Annotated in this window: 18 protein-coding genes and 2 pseudogenes; 6 read left to right on the top strand and 14 right to left on the bottom strand. The window is 33.2% G+C overall.

Going from position 1 to position 18,965, the window contains the following annotated elements:
• Nucleotides 1-16: 16 nt before the first annotated feature.
• Nucleotides 17-712 (bottom strand): RNA polymerase subunit sigma-70, encoded by a 696-nt coding sequence (locus BM350_RS12710; protein ID WP_090914750.1) that lies wholly within the window; start codon nucleotides 710-712, stop codon nucleotides 17-19.
• Between the two features lie 180 nt (nucleotides 713-892).
• On the opposite strand from BM350_RS12710, the gene BM350_RS12705 reads away from it, so the two are divergent.
• Complete coding sequence (locus BM350_RS12705; RefSeq protein ID WP_090914752.1) at nucleotides 893-1,216, top strand: 2Fe-2S iron-sulfur cluster-binding protein; 324 nt, start codon at nucleotides 893-895, stop codon at nucleotides 1,214-1,216.
• A 515-nt stretch (nucleotides 1,217-1,731) separates the two neighbouring features.
• On the opposite strand, the gene BM350_RS12700 is transcribed toward BM350_RS12705, so the two are convergent.
• The gene (locus BM350_RS12700) at nucleotides 1,732-3,840 is read right to left on the bottom strand and encodes a HelD family protein (protein WP_090914754.1); all 2,109 of its coding nucleotides are present in this window, start codon (nucleotides 3,838-3,840) and stop codon (nucleotides 1,732-1,734) included.
• Nucleotides 3,841-4,162: 322 nt separating this feature from the next.
• On the opposite strand from BM350_RS12700, the gene BM350_RS12695 reads away from it, so the two are divergent.
• Nucleotides 4,163-4,849, top strand: a complete 687-nt coding sequence (locus BM350_RS12695; protein ID WP_090914756.1) for a YukJ family protein — start codon at nucleotides 4,163-4,165, stop codon at nucleotides 4,847-4,849.
• 141 nt (nucleotides 4,850-4,990) lie between these two features.
• Here BM350_RS12695 and BM350_RS12690 read toward each other — a convergent pair whose 3' ends face one another.
• Nucleotides 4,991-5,461, bottom strand: a complete 471-nt coding sequence (locus BM350_RS12690) for a DinB family protein (RefSeq protein ID WP_090914758.1) — start codon at nucleotides 5,459-5,461, stop codon at nucleotides 4,991-4,993.
• A 162-nt stretch (nucleotides 5,462-5,623) separates the two neighbouring features.
• Entirely contained in the window at nucleotides 5,624-7,741 is a 2,118-nt protein-coding gene (recQ, locus tag BM350_RS12685) for a DNA helicase RecQ (RefSeq protein ID WP_090914760.1), read from the bottom strand.
• Between the two features lie 537 nt (nucleotides 7,742-8,278).
• On the opposite strand from recQ, the gene BM350_RS12680 reads away from it, so the two are divergent.
• On the top strand, nucleotides 8,279-8,638 hold the full coding sequence (locus BM350_RS12680) for a cytoplasmic protein (protein WP_090914762.1): 360 nt from the start codon (nucleotides 8,279-8,281) through the stop codon (nucleotides 8,636-8,638).
• 195 nt (nucleotides 8,639-8,833) lie between these two features.
• Here the strand turns inward: BM350_RS12680 and BM350_RS12675 are convergent, their stop codons facing one another.
• The 3 genes from BM350_RS12675 to ppaC all read right to left on the bottom strand — a co-directional run bounded on the left by BM350_RS12675 (nucleotide 8,834) and on the right by ppaC (nucleotide 11,153).
• Nucleotides 8,834-9,214, bottom strand: a complete 381-nt coding sequence (locus BM350_RS12675; RefSeq protein WP_090914764.1) for a hypothetical protein — start codon at nucleotides 9,212-9,214, stop codon at nucleotides 8,834-8,836.
• Between the two features lie 75 nt (nucleotides 9,215-9,289).
• Entirely contained in the window at nucleotides 9,290-9,742 is a 453-nt protein-coding gene (locus tag BM350_RS12670; RefSeq protein ID WP_090914766.1) for a DUF6884 domain-containing protein, read from the bottom strand.
• Between the two features lie 478 nt (nucleotides 9,743-10,220).
• Nucleotides 10,221-11,153 (bottom strand): manganese-dependent inorganic pyrophosphatase, encoded by a 933-nt coding sequence (gene ppaC / locus BM350_RS12665; RefSeq protein ID WP_090914768.1) that lies wholly within the window; start codon nucleotides 11,151-11,153, stop codon nucleotides 10,221-10,223.
• 248 nt (nucleotides 11,154-11,401) lie between these two features.
• Between ppaC and BM350_RS12660 the strand changes: the two genes are divergently transcribed.
• Nucleotides 11,402-12,226 (top strand): alpha/beta fold hydrolase, encoded by an 825-nt coding sequence (locus BM350_RS12660; RefSeq protein ID WP_090914770.1) that lies wholly within the window; start codon nucleotides 11,402-11,404, stop codon nucleotides 12,224-12,226.
• A gap of 49 nt (nucleotides 12,227-12,275) precedes the next feature.
• Here the strand turns inward: BM350_RS12660 and BM350_RS12655 are convergent.
• The 3 genes and pseudogenes from BM350_RS12655 to BM350_RS12645 all read right to left on the bottom strand — a co-directional run.
• Nucleotides 12,276-12,386, bottom strand: a pseudogene (locus tag BM350_RS12655) (carboxymuconolactone decarboxylase family protein); the annotation flags it as partial.
• Between the two features lie 63 nt (nucleotides 12,387-12,449).
• Nucleotides 12,450-12,758 (bottom strand): YxcD family protein, encoded by a 309-nt coding sequence (locus tag BM350_RS12650; RefSeq protein WP_090914772.1) that lies wholly within the window; start codon nucleotides 12,756-12,758, stop codon nucleotides 12,450-12,452.
• Entirely contained in the window at nucleotides 12,746-13,198 is a 453-nt protein-coding gene (locus BM350_RS12645) for a hypothetical protein (RefSeq protein WP_090914774.1), read from the bottom strand. Before BM350_RS12645 ends, BM350_RS12650 begins: the two co-directional genes overlap by 13 nt.
• A 262-nt stretch (nucleotides 13,199-13,460) precedes the next feature.
• Between BM350_RS12645 and BM350_RS12640 the strand changes: the two genes are divergently transcribed.
• Nucleotides 13,461-14,222, top strand: coding sequence for a DUF1836 domain-containing protein (locus BM350_RS12640; protein ID WP_090914776.1), 762 nt, complete (start codon nucleotides 13,461-13,463; stop codon nucleotides 14,220-14,222).
• Nucleotides 14,223-14,343: 121 nt separating this feature from the next.
• Here the strand turns inward: BM350_RS12640 and BM350_RS12635 are convergent.
• The 3 genes and pseudogenes from BM350_RS12635 to BM350_RS12625 all read right to left on the bottom strand — a co-directional run.
• Nucleotides 14,344-14,772, bottom strand: a pseudogene (locus BM350_RS12635) (FAD-dependent oxidoreductase); the annotation flags it as partial.
• A 212-nt stretch (nucleotides 14,773-14,984) separates the two neighbouring features.
• A complete protein-coding gene (locus BM350_RS12630; protein WP_090914778.1) occupies nucleotides 14,985-15,587 on the bottom strand; it encodes a DJ-1/PfpI family protein in 603 nt (200 codons plus the stop codon).
• Between the two features lie 339 nt (nucleotides 15,588-15,926).
• Nucleotides 15,927-16,910, bottom strand: coding sequence for a DNA-binding protein (locus BM350_RS12625; RefSeq protein ID WP_090914780.1), 984 nt, complete (start codon nucleotides 16,908-16,910; stop codon nucleotides 15,927-15,929).
• 351 nt (nucleotides 16,911-17,261) lie between these two features.
• On the opposite strand from BM350_RS12625, the gene BM350_RS12620 reads away from it, so the two are divergent.
• Nucleotides 17,262-18,422, top strand: a complete 1,161-nt coding sequence (locus BM350_RS12620) for a tyrosine-type recombinase/integrase (RefSeq protein ID WP_090914782.1) — start codon at nucleotides 17,262-17,264, stop codon at nucleotides 18,420-18,422.
• Nucleotides 18,423-18,605: 183 nt separating this feature from the next.
• Here the strand turns inward: BM350_RS12620 and BM350_RS12615 are convergent, their stop codons facing one another.
• Entirely contained in the window at nucleotides 18,606-18,836 is a 231-nt protein-coding gene (locus BM350_RS12615; RefSeq protein WP_090914784.1) for a hypothetical protein, read from the bottom strand.
• Between the last annotated feature and the right edge of the window lie 129 nt (nucleotides 18,837-18,965).

Genomic DNA, 18,965 nt, shown 5'->3' with positions numbered 1-18,965 from the left:
CCTCCACCATTTTAGTTTAAGCAGCACATGAGAAACAGTTATAAGAAGATCTTTTGTGTAATAAAAGTAACGGTTGTTGTAGTGAAATTTTTGAAAATTGCAGTGTTGGTATGAGTTTTACTAATAGCTCTGGCCTTTGTTGCCGAATTGCTTTTACGAGTATTTCAGTTTCTTCTTCCATATCTTTTGAAGATACAAGACGTTCCTCTTCTTTGATCGTTTTCAGTTTGTTACGTGTTCGAAACAAGGAAGCTTTTACTGCTCCTTCTGACATAGAAGTAATGGCCGCGATATCAGCTAAGCTATATTCAAACACATCCTTTAATAAGAAAATAACAGTTTGCATTTCATTTAAACAAGATAGCATCGTTTCGATTAAAGCATATAATTCAGCAACGTTTTCATGTGGTTCATAAGAAGCTTCTTTATTACTTTCTTTTTCATATGCTTTTGTCCGCATTTGATCCAGCCATTGATTGCGAGCTACTTTGTACAGCAACGTTAAACAAATGCTTTGCTTCCATTCCGTATCCGTATATTTTTTTAACACTTTACAAATCGTTTCTTGCGCGAGATCTTCTCCGTCCCATATGTTTTTCGTTAAAAATGTACAATAACGCTTTAGTTCCGCATAATGTTTAATAATAATAGATCTATTTGATTGTTGAATTTCTGAATTAGGTTGTAAAATCATCGTTCTTTTCGTATTCAAAGTGATCACTCCTTTTAAGCGCGCTTATTTAATAAACGATTAAATAAAGAAAAAAGTTACGGGAGTTATGAATTTTTTTAATAAGTTTTTCATCTAGGAAATATTGCTGCTCTTATGTTTACCTTTTACAGGGTAAGGTGATAATTATGTTATTCATATTTTATATAAGGAGAGTGTAAAATGCCAAAAATAACCGTTCCAGGAAAAGGAACTTTTGAAGTGGAAGCAGGAACAAAATTAGTATTGGCGCTAGAAGATAATGGTGTGAACATTCTTCATCGCTGCGGCGGGAAAGTAAAATGTACAACTTGCCGTGTGGAAATTTTAGAAGGTGACTTTTGTGAACCTGATAAGATTGAAAAGTCTGCATGTGCTGAAAAAGGTGTAGAAGATCATTTACGTCTCTCATGTCAAGTATACGTAAATGCAGATATGACAGTGCGTCCTATTTTAACAGTAGAGACATCAGGAATGAACGCTGGACCAAGACCAGTTGAAGATTAACTATATAATTTTTCAATATGTAAGTCGCTACTATGCAGAATACAATATGACCACTACTTGCTTTCTCCCTTTGTTTTAAACCTTGCATGTGGCAGGAAAAGGACCTGACCGCTTCTATGCACGACCAGATGCTCTCGTCCACATAAAAAAAGAAAGGGGTTTTTATGCCATTTTTTCAATTTGTATTTATATAGTAAACGCATTATAAACTTCATTCTCAGAAGAAACAACTCACGAAAAAAATATATCCATTTTAATTTTTCGGCATATAAATCGCTGCTACGCAGAATCCAACGTAATCGCTACTTGTTTTCTCCTTTTGTTTTAAACTTTGCATGTGGCAGAAAAAAGCCCTGACCGCTTCCATGCATGGCCAAATGCTCTCGCCCGCCTAAAAAGAAAGCGGGTTTTTATGTCGGCTTTTTAATTTGTATGTATATAGCTATAACTCTAAAAGTAACATTGTACATAACATGCTTTTAGAGTTATAGCTTCTAAATTCATTTCCTTCTTAATTAAACATCTATCCTTTCTTCGTATAACTCTTTTGGAATTTGTTGAATTAAAGGTGAACATATTCCTGAATAAAAAATCCATAAGTCATGTAGGGAGCGAGTACATCCGACATATAACAATTTGGCATCTTGTTTTGTTTGTTTATAGTGAGTTGCATCTACATCGATAAGTAGTACTGCGTCGAATTCTAATCCTTTTGCTAAATAAACAGGAACGACTGAAATACCACCTTCATATTTGCTTTGATTAGCTTCTATTATATTTGTAGAAATACCAGCTTCTATGAGTTTTCCATATATCTCACGGCATTCTTCCTCTGTTCGTCCGATAATCGCAATCGTTTTTACATTTTGTTCTTGCATAGTTTTTATAGTAGATAAAATAGATTGAAATTGATCTTTTGTTGAGACGACTTTTACACTTTCACCGCTGCGAAACACAGGATTAGCAAGATCTACTGGAATATTTGCTGTTTGAATCACTTCATTTGCAAAATAAATAATTTCTTTTGTTGAGCGATAACTTCTTGTTAATTCATAGTACTGTGCATTTTGATTAAATACATCTTGAAACTGTTTCCAATCATCGATACCTTGATACTCATGGATAGCTTGTGATAAATCACCTAAAATAGTAAACGAATTACCAAGTGTTATTTCTTTTAAAATGGAAAGTTGAAATGGTGAGAAATCTTGCGCTTCATCAATTACGACATGATGAAATTTTTGCCCAAGTTTTATGCCCTCTATATAGTGATGAATATAAATGAGCGGTGCTAAATCTTCTAGTGCCACTTCTTTTTTTCGGCAGTTTTTTGCTGTTTCTTGGACAAGTTCAGCTGGCAACATACTTAAAATATCATCCTGTTTCATTAGCATACTGTAAAAGGATAGTGCGGTCATCTTCGGCCAACATTTTAAATAACCATTCAGTCTTTGTGTTGCTTGTTTTTTCAGTTGTTTCTTTTTATTTGTGTCTGAAATCATCTTGAGTTCCATCTCAATCCAACGCTTCATACGAGCTACAATTCGCTCTCTTCGCTTTCCAACTGGATAGTGTTTATATTCCGCTTCAAACCATTGCTGAATTACGTTTCCTTGTAATACTGAACCATCCCAAGCTTCAAAATCTTTCGTTGGCACTATGTCTTTCTCATAGCACGATAGACTTTGCTTAATAAAGAGTTGAAACTCGATTGATCCTTTTAATTTACCAGCCATAATCTCATGCTTGTTTTTATGAATGGAGAATGCTTGTTGTAGTTGTGCATCAGTATTCTTTACAAAAATACTATTTTCTAAAGTATGTAATGCCCAGTCTTGAAACGTAGTTTGATGAATATCACCAACACCAAGTTCTGGTAAGACACTGGAAATATAATCGAGAAATATACTGTTAGGTGCAAAAACAATCATTTTCTCAGCCTTGAGCTGCTCATGGTATTGATAAATTAAAAAAGCAAGACGATGCAGAGCAATCGTTGTTTTTCCACTACCTGCAACACCTTGAATAATAAGAGGAACATTTTTTTCAGCACGGATAATATCATTTTGTTCCGCTTGAATTGTTGAAACAATATCTTTTAATTTATTATCTTTATTTTCCCCTAAGCGATAGAGAAGAAAATCATCTGCTAGTGACAGATCCTCACTTCCCCTTACATATGTATCTACAACACGTTCAAGTGTTTGCTTTCTAACAGCAATATTGCGTTTTAAGTGAACAATTCCTTCAACGATTCCTTCTGGAGAATCATAAAAAGCTTCATCTTCTCCTCCTGTAAATGAATAAAACATACTGGCAACAGGCGCCCGCCAGTCGACAACGATTGGTTGCTGCGTTTCTTCATCAGAAGCACCAACTTTACCAATATAAATAGGCGCTGGCTGTGCATGCCCTTCTTCCTGAAAATCCAATCGTCCAAAATAAGGTTCCTCGTTGGCAATGCGTAGTTTTTGACGACTAGATTCTCGCATAGTTTCAAGCACTTGTTCTGTAAAATTTTCTCCATGATAAACTGGGATACTCTCTAGCTTATTCAATTGATGATTAATTTGCGAAAGCGTATGATTTAATTTCTCTAACTCTAGTTCATAAATGTCTTTCATCTTCGTAATTCCCTCCCATTCGTTGAAATTTTCAGTCGAAGATTAATTTTATTAAAAAGGAAACCTATAAGTCAAGTGTTTAGAAGGAATTTTCAGAGGAAAAACGAATAACTATACTATTTATAAGTGATATATCAACAACATTTTATATCTTTTTTGTATAGGTATTAGCAAGTTTGTTAACATTTTTTATACCACGTGTATTATACGCGCTATTTTTTTGCAAACAAACCAGAATATAAAGGAGCTTTTTTTGAATATTACTGTACTAACTGCAAATTCTATTGATGTTACAAAATAATTCGATTTGGAGGATATACATATGCCATTAAGAAATTATACAGTTTTAAAAGGAAAAGTAGTTGATACGGACATAGCCAAGTCAGGAAAACCACATTTCGAAATTCATATTAAAGATGACCAAAAACATGATTACAGAATTGCTGTTAACATTGAGTCCGGATCCCGTCCATCGGAAGTTCTTTATTTTGCTAGTGAGAATTTCAACTCAGAACAAATCACAAAATTACCACAATTAAATTCTGGATTTACTTCAATAACTAGCGACAATAGGGATATTGCTTTAGATTATGTTAGAGGAAAGTTATTTGACCATACGAAAATGATTCCTCTTCCTCATGATAAGCCAGGAGCTAATAACGATTTAAAAGAAAAAATAGAAGGCTATATGGATGAAGCCATGAACAAAAATGCAACTTTATATGCTTTCGGTGAAGCATGGGGACCAGAGGAAAATGAGCCAGATAAATATTTTAATTTTGTCCCTGGTAGCGGTATACATGACATTCATATGAATCAAGGGAATATCGCTAGATGGAAATCTGACGACGGAATCTGGCAAGATGGCGGCATTCTAATTCACTTTGAAGAAGAGAATAGATGGGTAGGAATATTTTTAGCATTCCAATCTCAATCTTGGTGTACAGATTCAAATGGACATGCTATTAAACCCGTAAAAGATTGTAGTTATAAGAATCCAGGTCATTAAGCCAAGACTAATAAGGTACACACCCGTACCCATTAGGCATCCCTTCTTCAGTCTCAACAAACTAAAATCCATAATCAAAAGGAGCTATCTCTCTGAGAATAGCCCCTTTTGAAAGTCACTAAGTTATTTTTCGGGAGTTTACTAATTCTTTACTCCTGTCTGTTCAATGATGCGCTTCATCGCTTGAATTTGTCCTAAATGATTTGCTTCATGCATTAATGTAAGACCTGCTAATTCTCCAAAGGTTTCAAGTCCCATAAGTGGTTTTTCCAGCTTTTCATTTAACCGTTCAGCAGGAATTTGTTGAAGACGAACTAACTGATCTTTCAACTCTATAATGAGTTTATCTACGGTAGGGACATCTTCTTTCCAATCAGCCGGCTTTGTGCCGTTTCCAAATAATTCGATATAATTTGCGGGAAGATGGGTCGTTTTATGCGGAAAGCCAAGCATAAACTGTTCAGCAACCGTTAATACATGGCCGATATGCCATTGGATCGTGTTGTTAAAACCGTCTGGCTGCACATTTACTATTTCCTTCGAAAGTGATTCCACATTTTTAATAAAATAACCTCTTGTTATCTTAAGGTGTTTAAATACTAGTTTATCCATACCTTACTCCCCTTTCAAATTTCCTTCATTCCTTAATATATGAAAAATCTAGGTACATTAGAAGACACATAAAATAAATATTGATTCTACTTTTTACAAATCCATCATTACTTGTAAAGAAAAATGGTTTCATACATGTTATTAGCCCTTACTAGCACACTACTATTTATTCATTTGTAAGTAAGCACGAATCATAAAATAGCTAATACAATCAGGAAGTTGTTCCTTAATGGCCTTCAATCCACCCTCAGCTTGCTCTATAGCGGCCCCAATCATAGACTCATATTCTTTCGGAACAAAACTTGACCAATCTACTTCCATTCCTTCCTCAAAACAACGAATTAAATGATTTTCTACAGTTTGCAAAGACAGTTCTCGTGCATCGGCAATATGAGAAAGTTCTTTCCCTTGTTTATACATTTCATATGTAGCATGATGAGAATTTTTCATTGCCTTTTTTGACTGCTTTCGTTCTGTTATAACTTCGGTTGTAATCATCGCATCTATATCGGGATGCTGTTCGAGAAAATTTGTGATAACTTGTAAAAATACATTTCCATATTTATCAAGTTTATGATCCCCAATTCCTTTTACTCCTAGCATTTCCTCTAGTGTTTTCGGTAGTTTTGCACACATATCTTGCAATGTTTGGTCAGAAAAAATAACAAATGGTGGTACCCCTTCTCCTTGGGCAATTTCTTTACGCACATGACGTAACTCTTCGAATAATGGATGATCTTTCACTATTTGTTTTGTTTCTACTCTTTCTTTCTGGAAAATAAGTTGGTCCCCAAGTAAAACATCTTTTCCTTTTGTTGTTACTTTTAATGTCGGATACGTGCCATGTTCAACTGCAATAAGTTCCTCTGAGATTAAAAACTCAATGAACTCACTAACCTCTTTTACACTTTGATTTGATAGAAGCCCGTACGTTGGTAATGTATGAAAATTAAATTCCATTACCTTTTTATTTTTTGATCCTGTTAATACTTGTGCAATCATTTGCTTACCGAAACGTTGATTTGTTCGAATCATACATGATAGTACCATTTGTGCTTCTTTTGTAACATTGACACTATTTCGATCGTCAGTACAATTGCCGCAGCGACCACAATCTTGTTTTGGCTCTTCACCAAAATATTGTAGAATGAATGATTGTAAACAATTCTCTGTATGGCAATAATCTGTCATATGCTGCAATTTTTCTAGTTCATTAGAAAATCGAGACGTTCCTGTTGACTGGTCAATTAAATATCTCTGTACTTGCACATCTTGCGGTGAATACAGCAAGATACATTCACTATCTAACCCATCACGTCCAGCACGTCCTGCTTCTTGATAATAACTTTCCATATTTTTTGGAAGTTGATAATGAATCACGTATCGAATGTTCGACTTGTCTATTCCCATCCCAAATGCAGATGTCGCAATCATTACATTTACTTCGTCTCGTAAAAAACGTTCTTGCTGTTCATTTCGGTCGTTATCATTCATACCAGCATGATAACGTGCGACAGAAACGTCTTCTTTATTTAATTTTTCATACAGCCCATCGACAACTTTACGCGTTGCTGCATAAATAATTCCCGCTTCTTTTTTGTTCTGGCGAATATACCCTGATAAAAAAGCATCACGGTCCTGTCCCTTCACAACAGAAAACGATAAATTTTCTCGTTCAAAAGTTGTCATAATTGTATTCTGTTCTGCTATGTCTAAAGCACTACAAATATCTTGTCGGACTTGCGGCGTTGCCGTTGCCGTCAATGCGAGTACGATTGGCTGAACTGGAAGATAATCAAGTACACGATGAATATGTAAATAACTCGGACGAAAATCATGTCCCCACTGTGAAATACAGTGTGCTTCATCAATTGCAATTAACGGGATTTTCATATCGATAAGTTGATCAACAAAATCAATCGAATCAAGGCGCTCCGGCGCAATATATAACAATTTATAATGTCCTTGTTTCGCTAGCTGAATGCGCTGATTTGCTTCCGTAATTGAAATAGAACTGTTAATATATGTTGCTGGAATACCATTTTGTGTTAAGGTATCAACTTGATCTTTCATAAGGGAAATAAGTGGAGAAATAACCAATGTCGTTCCCTCTAATACTAACGCTGGAATTTGATAGCATAAAGATTTCCCGCCGCCTGTTGGCATAATGCAAACGGTATCTTTCCCATCCAATATATTTTTAATTGTTTCATCCTGCCCTCTACGGAATGACGAGTAGCCAAAATAAGAAGCTAAAAGTTCTTGTGCTTTTGTAAACAAAAAAGATTCACCTGCTTTTCTTAGTCTTTCATCTATTAATATTATACCATTAGTCAAAAGTCATTGTACTCACTACTTCACTCCAACACTTCGCATGCTTATGAATAATTATTAACAACTCATGTAAAGCTAGAGAAAATCACTTTTAGCAATAACATTAATGAAAAAATGATTAATATCAAAATAATCATTCGCTATTTGCTATGATTATTTCCATTGCTATCTAAGTAATAAACATAATTTTTGAAAACAAATTACATGTATATACTATTTGCTTCTCCAACATAATGAACAGATTCTTCTCCAAATCCACTTTACCCCTTTACATTTAACATATATCGATATATTTTATTAGTATCTTTTTTTATACCGTATTAATAGGCAGTAAGACCCCCACCTCAAAATTCAGCAAAGGCAAAGGAATTAGTTGGGAGATGTGCTGCCCGTAAAAGCCCGATTGGTTCCACTAACCATCAGTGGGGGATGAAGCCCCTCCACTGATGGAAGTTTCACTTTATATTTATAGGAGGCAACATATTGATTAACGCAATAGGTATCGCTTTTATTCTTTCTAATAAGCCTGAAAAGAAGAAAAAAGTTTATCTTAATGATCGATTTGCACTAATAGACATTATTGAATCGAAAGATGTATATGATTCTGAAGGTAACCCACTAGTAGAGCTAACATGTAAATATAGCATTTATTTGGATGAAAAATACTATTGTAAATCTCTCGAAGACTACACTGGACAAATATTCCCTTTCCTAAAAGAAAAAATCGGAAAAGGCCTTGTTAGAAATTTAAATTATTACTCTTCATATATTGATATATACGATAAAAAACCACCCGTTAAAGAGATAAGAAATCTTATGGAGCGAGTGATAAACTATTACTAACATTTATATATACAAAATATAAAACCGCTCTCCTTCTTATGGGAGGGCGTGGGCGACTGGCCGTGCATAGAAGTGGTCAGGGCCTTCTGCCACATGCCATGTTTTAAACAAAAGGAGCAAGTCAGTAGCGGGCATATTGTGTTTTGTATAGCAGTGACATATGTGTTGGAACATTAAAATGGATTTATATAATTATTAATCTTCCTCTCGATATGTTAATTCAGCTAAAAATTCTTCTAGTGAATTACTATATAAAAGCGGCTCCCACTCCCCCATTCCATGTTCAGCTGTATACACCGGGAAATTAACATCTTTTACATCAACAAAAAATGGATCACCCATTAACTCCTCGTATCCGATAACAAACCAGCTTTCTTTCCAATCTCCTTTTTCGTTTCCAATAAGAGATTCATTCTCTAATCCTACACTATAACCTAATTGTCCTTCTTCAAACTCATCTCTAGAAAATATATAAACAGGCATCATTTCTTCTGTAATATCTAATATTTCTACCTCATGAGTTTCTAACCGCTCGAGCATACATAGCAATTTATCAATTTCATTTTTGTAGGACATTTTACTATCTCCTCATCTAGTTTTTCGCCTTATCAGCCTATATTTCTAACAATACACAACACCTTTATTACACCTTTACTGAATCTCCTTATGATTTTCAACTGCCCTCTTCAGCCTCTGCAACATATATCCAATCCCTTTACAGCCTTCTAATGGATAAGAAATAATCTCTTTTGGATATAACTTTGTCACTACTTTTTTATGCTTCTTGCCTGCAAGCAGAACAATTTCATCAAAGTCTAGCAAGTTTTTATCCATCACCTGTTTTTTTAGTTGTTCTATATGAATAATCTCACTACTTTTCGAATGAAAAGCAAGATCATAGTTTTCTTTCACTATATCGGTTGGCAGTAGAAATCCATGCTTTGCGGATAAAATAACCCAGTGTGTAAAAAATTGAGAAGCATACGCTTGACAAGCTTTTCCGAATGGACTAATGTACACTTCTCTCGCTTCTGTCGGCCCTATATCAGGACACTTATCCCAAATCTTCTTTTTCCCACATGGAATTATGCATAGTCTTTTCATTGGTATTTTCTTACCTCTTTTCTCTCTCAATCCTATATAAATTGCTTTATTTTTTCATTATTACTTTTAAGAAATAACATAAGTAATTATATGGATCTATTTTATTTTTTGACATATAAGATTGCGGATATTCAGAACAAAAGGAGTCTGCACTTGCTTTCTCCCTTTATTTTAATTTGCATGTGGCAGGAAAAGTTACTGATCGCTTCTATGCATGACCAGATGCTCTCGCCCACCGAAAAAGAATGGTTTTATGTCGGTTTTTTAATTTGATTTATATAGCAATAAAATCATAGCATTTTTCATTCACAGATAAAAATATCAGGTTTTTCTTTTCTCCCTAACCAATTTCCATCTTTCCTATACGAACATTAAAATAACAGACTTTAATATCCGAAATTTTATGCTTCCTAAAAACAAAAAAAGAACAAGTAGACTGTATATCTGCTTGTTCTTTCCTTTTCGTCCAAAGCTGCTCTTATAGAGTTTGGAATGTTTCTGTTAATACAGGAACAATTTGTTTTTTACGAGATACAACACCTTTTAAAGTAGCTGTATTGTTTTCTAATGTTACATTGTATGCTTTTTCAACAACTTGTGTTGCTTTACCGATTGCAAGGCCCACAGAATCGTTTGTTAAAATATCTGTAACAACAAATAAGAATAGATCTAAACCTTTTTCTTCTACTACTGCAGAGATTACTTTTTCTAATTCTGCTTGATGTACAAGAACGTCATTTGTATCAACAGCGTTTACTTGTGCAATTTCAACTTTAGCATCGCCCATTTGGAATTCTTTTGCGTCAAGGGAAATTAATTGTTCCATTGTTTTACCGCTTAAATCTGCGCCAGCTTTTAACATTTCTAATCCGTAGCTTTCCGCATCTACACCAGCGATTTCTGCTAATTCACGAGCTGCTGCTACATCTTGTTCTGTGCAAGTTGGAGATTTAAATAGTAAAGAATCGGAAATGATTGCAGATAACATTAATCCTGCAACTTCTTTACGAATTGCAACGCCGTTTTCTTTGTACATTTTATTTAAAATTGTAGCTGTACAACCAACAGGCTCACAACGATAGTATAAAGGATCGCTTGTTTCAAAGTTAGCAATACGATGGTGATCGATTACTTCTAATACACGAACAGATTCGATATCATTCGCACTTTGTTGACGTTCGTTATGATCAACTAAAATAACATTGTCCACTTCGTTTGCTACTGTTTCAACAAAACGTGGTCCTTCTACTTTAAAATAATCTAAAGCAAATTGTGTTTCACCGCTGATTTCACCTAAACGAACAGGCTCAGCATCCATTCCTAATTCTTTCTTTAGCTCTGCATATGCAATTGCAGAACAAATTGCATCTGTATCTGGGTTTTTATGCCCGAAAATAAGTATTTTTTCCATGATTTCACCTCTCTACAAAAGGATATCTTAAAGGACAGGATATGACAATATTTTAGGCGAATTTTTTTAGAAATAATCGAGGTTTCTTTTAAAATTACGTAAAAAATGGAGATTCTGTACCGATGTATAAGACTATTTCGCAAAGAAAGTCGATGGTATTTTTTTTAAAGCTTTGAATACATAACTGCAATAAAGCATATTTTCGAATATATAAACTTATTTTTTCTGTGAAAAGGAGGTTCACGAACATGCCTTATATCAAACTTGATAATGACGTGAATATATATTATGAAGACCAAGGCCAGGGAACCCCAATTATATTCGTACACGGAGTTTGGATGAGCAGTCGCTTTTTTCATAAACAACTACCGTATTTTAGTGAAAACCACCGCGCGATTTCACTGGATTTACGAAGTCATGGCCGTTCTTCACATGTTCAATCTGGGCATACTATTGCAAACTATGCTTGCGATCTACATGCATTTATCAAAAAATTATCTCTTGAGAACGTTGTATTAGTTGGTTGGTCTATGGGGGCATTTGTTGTTTGGGAATATGTAAAACAATTTGGTGAAAGCAATGTGAAAGCCTCTGTTATTGTAGATGAATTAGCCTCTGATTTTAAATGGGATGATTTTCCTATTGGAGCTTTTGATTTCCCTGCCCTTATTCATATTATGCGAGAAATGCAAATGAATCGAATCGGCTTCCTACAAGAATTTATATCATTAATGTTCAAACATCCTCTTTCTGAAGATGATTTTGAGTGGATATTAAAAGAAGTAACTACAATTCCAGAGTCTATTGCAAGTGCTATTTTGTTCGACCAGTCTGTTGTGGATTATCGAGACTACCTAGCTCAAATTACGATTCCTACTTTACTTTGTTTTGGTAGAGAAGAAAAGCTCATTCCTGTTGCAGCAGGCGAGCATTTACACAAGCACCTCAAAAATTCTCAACTTATCATTTTTGAAGATAGCTGCCATTGTCCATTTTTAGAAGAAGCGGACCGTTTTAATAAAATGGTAGATACCTTTATTCAATCTATAGATAGTAATAAAACACCTTCTTGATGAAGGTGTTTTATTAACATGTTTGTTAACGCAATTCTTCCATGCATTGTTACACAAGTGTAACAGCTTGACTCATCGCAGCTCCGCCAGCAAACGCTGCTGCAACGCCGCAAACTTTTAAGAGCTCCTTATCAGAGCACCCTTGATCAATGCAACCTTTATACTCTTTTACAAACATAAAAACAGCTGCTGAGATTGTTACATCTCAACAGCTGTTTTTTTATTACTCATAAGAATTATTTAAATTCGCAAACGCAATAATACCTTCTTCATCATGTAACTCAAGCTGTAGTCTTGCAGCAAACGGATTAATGTTATATTCCATATCAAGCCATAAGCGAAGTGCTTCGATTAAATTTGCCTGAATTAAAATTTGCTGACGGCCGTTTACTTCTACTTCAGCTGAGAAACCGTAATCATCATCGTACATCAATTCCACCAGGACTTGTTCCGGGGCAACTTGACGTTTTTGGGCAATATATACACAGAGTGCATTGATTAGCTCTTGTTCAGAGATTTTTATCGTTTCCATGCAGCTTCTTCCACCTGTTTCTTACGTTGATTTTTAAAATATTTGAATGCGCGAACCGCTAGCATTATAATACCAGCCATTACTAGCATATTCACCATAAATGCTAATACAGAACCAAGAGCTCCCATGTTAGCAAATAAGCTTCCCATTAATAAACCACCAAGACCACCAAGTAAAAGACCTTTCATAAAGCTTCCTTTATTACTTTTTGGTGCTGTATTTGTTGCTTTTGTTTTTGAATCTGTTGTTTTATTTGCATTTACATTAGAATCTTTTTTGTTCAAATCTACTTTTGATTTTTGTGTTTGACCTGAACTTGGAGTAAATGATTTTTTACCAGATTTGTAGCTTTTTGCGTAAGCACTATCTACTGATACGAAACTACTAGCAGCAAAGACAAACATAAACGCTGTCAATATTGTAACGATTTTCTTTAACATATACGATTCATTCTCCTTCTACTATAAATGTATATAACATCTATCATTCTCTTAAATTATGAAAAGATAGATTGTTTTTAAGGTGTTTCAAGAGGTTCTTATGAACTTATTATATGAACTTTTTCTATAATAATCAAGAGTAAATTTTTATGATTGTTAATTTGTTCAACTATAAGAGAAATTATAAAAATACAATTGACTTTACATATAGCAATGCATAATATAAGTTCATAAGAACTTTTATATTATTGGAGGTGAAAAGATGGAAACATTTCATCTCACACGAAACGAAATGGCGATGCTCCTTCTTTCTCTTAGAGGATGGGATACAAAAAAGCCTCTTGCAATTTTACAAGAAGCCTGGGCAAAGTCACATAAAGAAGATATTGAGAACGGTCAAAGTTTTACAGCCATTATTACAACTGCACTAGCACCTATTTTCGAAAAGCTTATTAAAATAGAAGAAACGGATATTGGATTCTCTTTAAATGAAATTGTAGCTCTTGGGAATCAAATTGAAAATACTAACTTTTCTGTTACCGCACTGCAAAATTGGGTGAAACGCGATATAAAAGAAATGATTGGTTCTCCGCAAAAAGGAAAAAAATATTCAATTGAACAAGCGGCCTTATTATTTATTGTAGAAGATTTAAAAACAGCGCTCGATTTTGACTCCATTCGAAAGTTGTTAAAGCTTATTGTGAATGACCCTGCCGATCGTAATGACGATTTAATTAACCCGATTCAATTATATGTTTTTTACTCTTCTCTATTTGAAAAATTAAATCAACGAGGTTTCATTCAATTCAATACAACGAATACAATTTATACCATTGAACAAACTATTAAAGAAAATGCTGATCAGTTGGCAGCTAAAATTGAGCATATAAACAAGGAACAACGCGAAGCAATTCGAAATGCAATTGTTATTGCAACGTTATCTGTTCATACTGCTTATGTACAAAAATTAGCAAAGCGCTACGTATCAGCTACGTTGTTTTTACAACACTTAAATGTGAATTAAACGTTCGCAAACAACATATAACCGAAAACAAATGTTATCGGTTATATGTTGTTTCGTTGTTAGTGAGCCATAGTACGATTCCACTTATCATATATAGAATAGAAGCGACATAAAAAATCGTTCCAATCGTGAAGATATTTTGTGATTGCATAACTTGAATCGCAAGACCATATGGATTAATTACTTTTTGAATGTCATTCCACGTTGCACCGCTCTGTACTTTTATTCTTTTTTGCTCTGGATTAAACCCCAATATTTTATTGTAACTTTTCATATCTAAAACAGTGCCATTTGGATAGTATGTATGACCACCTTGCGTATGCTGCATCCCCGCAATAGAGAGTTTTTCATTTGAAGCATTTGCATACCGAACAAATTGTTGTAATTTCTTTTCATCTTCAACACTCTCTATTCTCTTAACCTTTGTCGGAAGTAGCCGTCCGGCATCTGCTATAACAGGTTGCGCTAGTTGTTTTGTATATGTATGTATAGATACAGTTAGTAAACTTGTATATATCACTAGAGAAATTATCAGCTTAGTGCTTTTCAATATATCCTCCCCCTTCAATTAAGGTGTAATATTACACCTTAATTGAAATTATATCATTTATTCTCATGTATAGAAATCTATATTTTCATTAGTAAAGATATTTTTTTCACTTTTTTGTAGCCAATGAATAGCGGGATAAATAAAAAATCAGCACTTCATTATAAAGTACTGATTCCCTCTAAAAATTTACTTATTTCTTCTGCAAATTAAAATTATGTTCTTCTCCATACCGTACCTCTTTTTTCATATTCCAGTCTTCTTTCAACGGAATCCGCTATTTCAGAACTTACAAAACGTTCAATAATCCATAGAGCTAAATCGATGCCGGATGTTACTCCTCTTGCTGTTATAATTTCATGATCATCTACAACTCTATCCCCTAATACCTTGCAACCGTATGATTCCATTTCTTTTTGCGCAAGATAATGCGTTGTAGTTTTGTGTCCTGCTGTAATTCCTGAAACAGCCATTAACATTCCACCTGTACAAACACCAGCGATAATAGCACCTTGCTTATAAAACTTAGCAATATATTCAGGTAACACACCTTTATCTGCTTCTATTCGTGCTCCTTTCTCACCTTTATGGTTCCATCCGCCTCCTGGTACAATTAAAATATCCGGACAATTGTCTTCGCTAAGAAAATCATTGACTTCCACTATTAAACCATAAAATCCAGTCACCGAATTCAAATGTAATGAAACCATTTTTACATCGAAATTTGCTCCAAATTCATTTGCACGTTTCAATACTTCATATGGTCCTATCGCATCTAATTCGTCAAATCCATCAAATAATACGATTTGAATATTCATTATTATCCCCCCCATTTATAGCATCCATGATAAATGAGTTTGCAAAATAATTACATAATATTATCATTATCAAGAGGTATAAGAAAATGTTATCTATTCTTCGCTATTTTATATAATATTCTGCTTCATAAAATTATTATGTAAACTATTTGCGGGTTTAAACAGGACAAAATTAATTTAAGACTCCTATAAGGCCCTTTAAAGAATTTTATAGAAATTAAACCTTATCGTATTACTTTCCACTTCATTTCCTCTTAAAAACGAATCTGAAAGGTCATTTTTAATAATAATTGGATATTTTTGTATATAAAAAGGCTTATCAACAATATGATAAGCCTTTTAGTTTTTCATCATGTACCGATCTAATTTTTCACGGATTGCTGAAGTAATAAAATCCTCTATTGAAATCTTTTCTTCATTTACAATATTTGAGATAGATTGATACTCTGATGAAGATAGTACAATGCTTTTCGTGACACTATTGCTATCTAAGTAAATACTATTATTGGGGCGTTTTGCTAATTTTCCTTCTATTATATATGGTATAAGAGAATCGATCCACTCTTGTTGAATTTGTATAGGAACTTGAATAAGCGATTGGCGAATTTCAACGATCCAAAAATTGTGTTCTTCTGAAATTCGAAGGTTTCGTGGCGAAACATATTGCAATAAGAAATCTATTCGCTGAAAAATATCGTTTCGTAAATTATGTGTTTTCAAAAAGCGAAACTTAATGAATTTTTGATGGTGGCTTCTTGGCTTGTCTGATAATTGATATGCTGCAAAAAAGCCCCCTTCTTTTGCCTGCTGCAATGTCATTTCATTTCCAAATTCATCTGTTACAATAATATCTCCCCGTTTTGGAATGGAGGTTATACGGGCAATTGTATTCCCTTGTATAAACTTTTGAAATAAAACAACATTATATTTTCGAGAATATGTATAAAGACTATTGGTATCATCTAATTTTTCAGCCAGATTCTTTACATCTTCTTCTTGTACAAACTTTGTTTCTTTATTTCTATGCATTTGAATTGTATAGGACAACTTCTCTTCTTCAATCCATTTCCATAATTGATACATACTAATATGAAACTGTTTACTTGCTTGGTTTAATGTCATTCCTTCTATACATAATTGAGGTTGTAATGCAGTAACCTCATTTTTTCGAAACAAAAAACTTCCATCCAATCGCCACGTAGCTTTATTAATTGGCGTTAATTTATGTTCCTTCATTAATTTCTTAAATGTGAAATTTGAAATACGTAAATATTCTTTTACCTCATTTGTATCCATATATTGTTCGTATGTTTGATCGTACATAAAAATAAATCCTTTCTAATCAAAACTAAATATAATTTATATGAAAATAGAACTTAAAAGATAAATGTTATACAGTATAAATTTATTATATCACATGTAAATACGAAACTATAAGTATATTACAAACATACTTAATTTCTTTTTGTTTTTAAATTAAATTTTATATTATTTTAATTCAACTTACAAAATATAAATTTTACAAATGAATTTTAAACTATAGAAAATGTGTGATTTTCTATGATTTAGAATAAATATTGTATTTTATATAAACTCATTTTAAAATAAATAATAGATATATTTTATTTTCTTTCATTCATACTATAAAAGAAATAAATAAGGATTTGATATAACATGAAATTTAATTTAATACCAATTCATAATCAATATTCGTTATTACATAGTAAAAATAATAAAGAAAAATTCGCAAATACGATTGCGATTTGGAACGAAGATTTTTTAAAGGAAGCTGAAGATCGAAAAGAACAAAATGAACGTCAACATACATATTCATATGAAGGTTTTTCCGATGAAGAAATTTTGTACTATTATTTAAATCGCCAAACGCATTTTGATAAAGAAAAACGAGTGAAAGATACTTCACGTCTTCTCTATTCTAGAGATTTATCACAATTTTATTTTTTTATTAAAGAACATACGGAATTTTTACAAATGGATGTGAAACATTTCATAGAAGGTAAAGTTTGGATAAATTTACGAAAACGACATATTCGTAATTATCAAAAGTGGCTTGCTGAAGAAGCTATTTCCTATCAATCAAATGAAACTTATAAGCCAGCAACAATAAGTAGAAAGTTACGGATTATACGTTCTTTTTTAAAGTGGTTATATGAAATTGAATACATTAAAGAACCTTTGTACATTGATATACTAAGTACAACGATAACAAAAAAACATAAGCCAAGAAGAGAGTTATCTTATGAAGAAGTAAAACAATTGCTTTCCTATTATAAAAATAATCCTATCAATTATGCCCTGCTTTCCATATTAGCAACAACTGGATTACGTGTTGCGGAGGTTGCACATGCAAGATGGGAAGACTTAGAATTTGATGCATTACGCGATCGTTATTATCTTTATGTAAATACAAAGGGGAATTCTGAACGAATTGTACCTATTAATAAAGCTGTATTTGAACGAATTATTGCTTTCCGAATACGCCGCCGCTTGCCAATTGAGTTAGGAGTCCAGCATGGCGGCACAATTTTTCAGACAAAAAATCACAAAGCATATAAAGAAAATTATCTTTCACAATATATCACCAAAATTATAAAAGAAACAGGTTTATCGTTTACAAGGAATGAAAAAATAACCCCGCACTTCTTTCGGCATTTTTATGTTCAATATTTATACGATTACAAGAAATTACCTCCACATATCATCGCAGCAACTGTTGGTCATAAAGATGATAGAACAACGAAAGAGAATTATTTGAAGCAACGATTAATGAAAGATCATGACGCTGGTACTTTAATTCACGAGGATGAGTTTTAATTCTCTTTATATATACAAGTTAAAAAAACAGCATAAAAATCTCTTTCTTTTTAGGGGAGGATGAGAGCAGCTGGCCGTGCATAGAAGCGGTCAGGGCTTTTTCCTGCCACATGCGAGTTTTAAAACAAAGGGAGGAAGAGCTATCAAATAAGCTCTTCCTCTTTTTAGTTTACAATAATTAAATTATATTAAACTATATCTGTTTTGTTTGCGGCCTTTTCCAGTTTCTTTTATTATATAAGATTTCATAATAAGTGTTGCTAAAGAATCTACTAATGTTTTATACGATAAATTTGATAAAACGAGTAAATCATTTGTATATAGTATTCTATGTTTTTCTAATAATAATAAAATAAGTCGTTCTGACGGCTTTAATAGTTCATCACTTTCAAGAATAAAATCAATGTTTTTCACGCACAAATCTCCTTGAAAAAATTTTTAAACGTTTAAATTTTAATATTTATTATGTGAAAATTATATAATAAAATCTCTATTTTGTCTTAATAATTATCTCACAGTATATACTTTTATGTTAAAACAAAA

It is taken from the genome of Bacillus sp. 103mf, assembly GCF_900116295.1.
In the GTDB taxonomy this organism is placed as follows: Bacteria; Bacillota; Bacilli; order Bacillales; family Bacillaceae_G; genus Bacillus_A; species Bacillus_A bruguierae.
The sequence above is the reverse complement of the archived record's forward strand: the minus strand, read 5'-3'. Positions and strand labels throughout refer to the sequence as shown.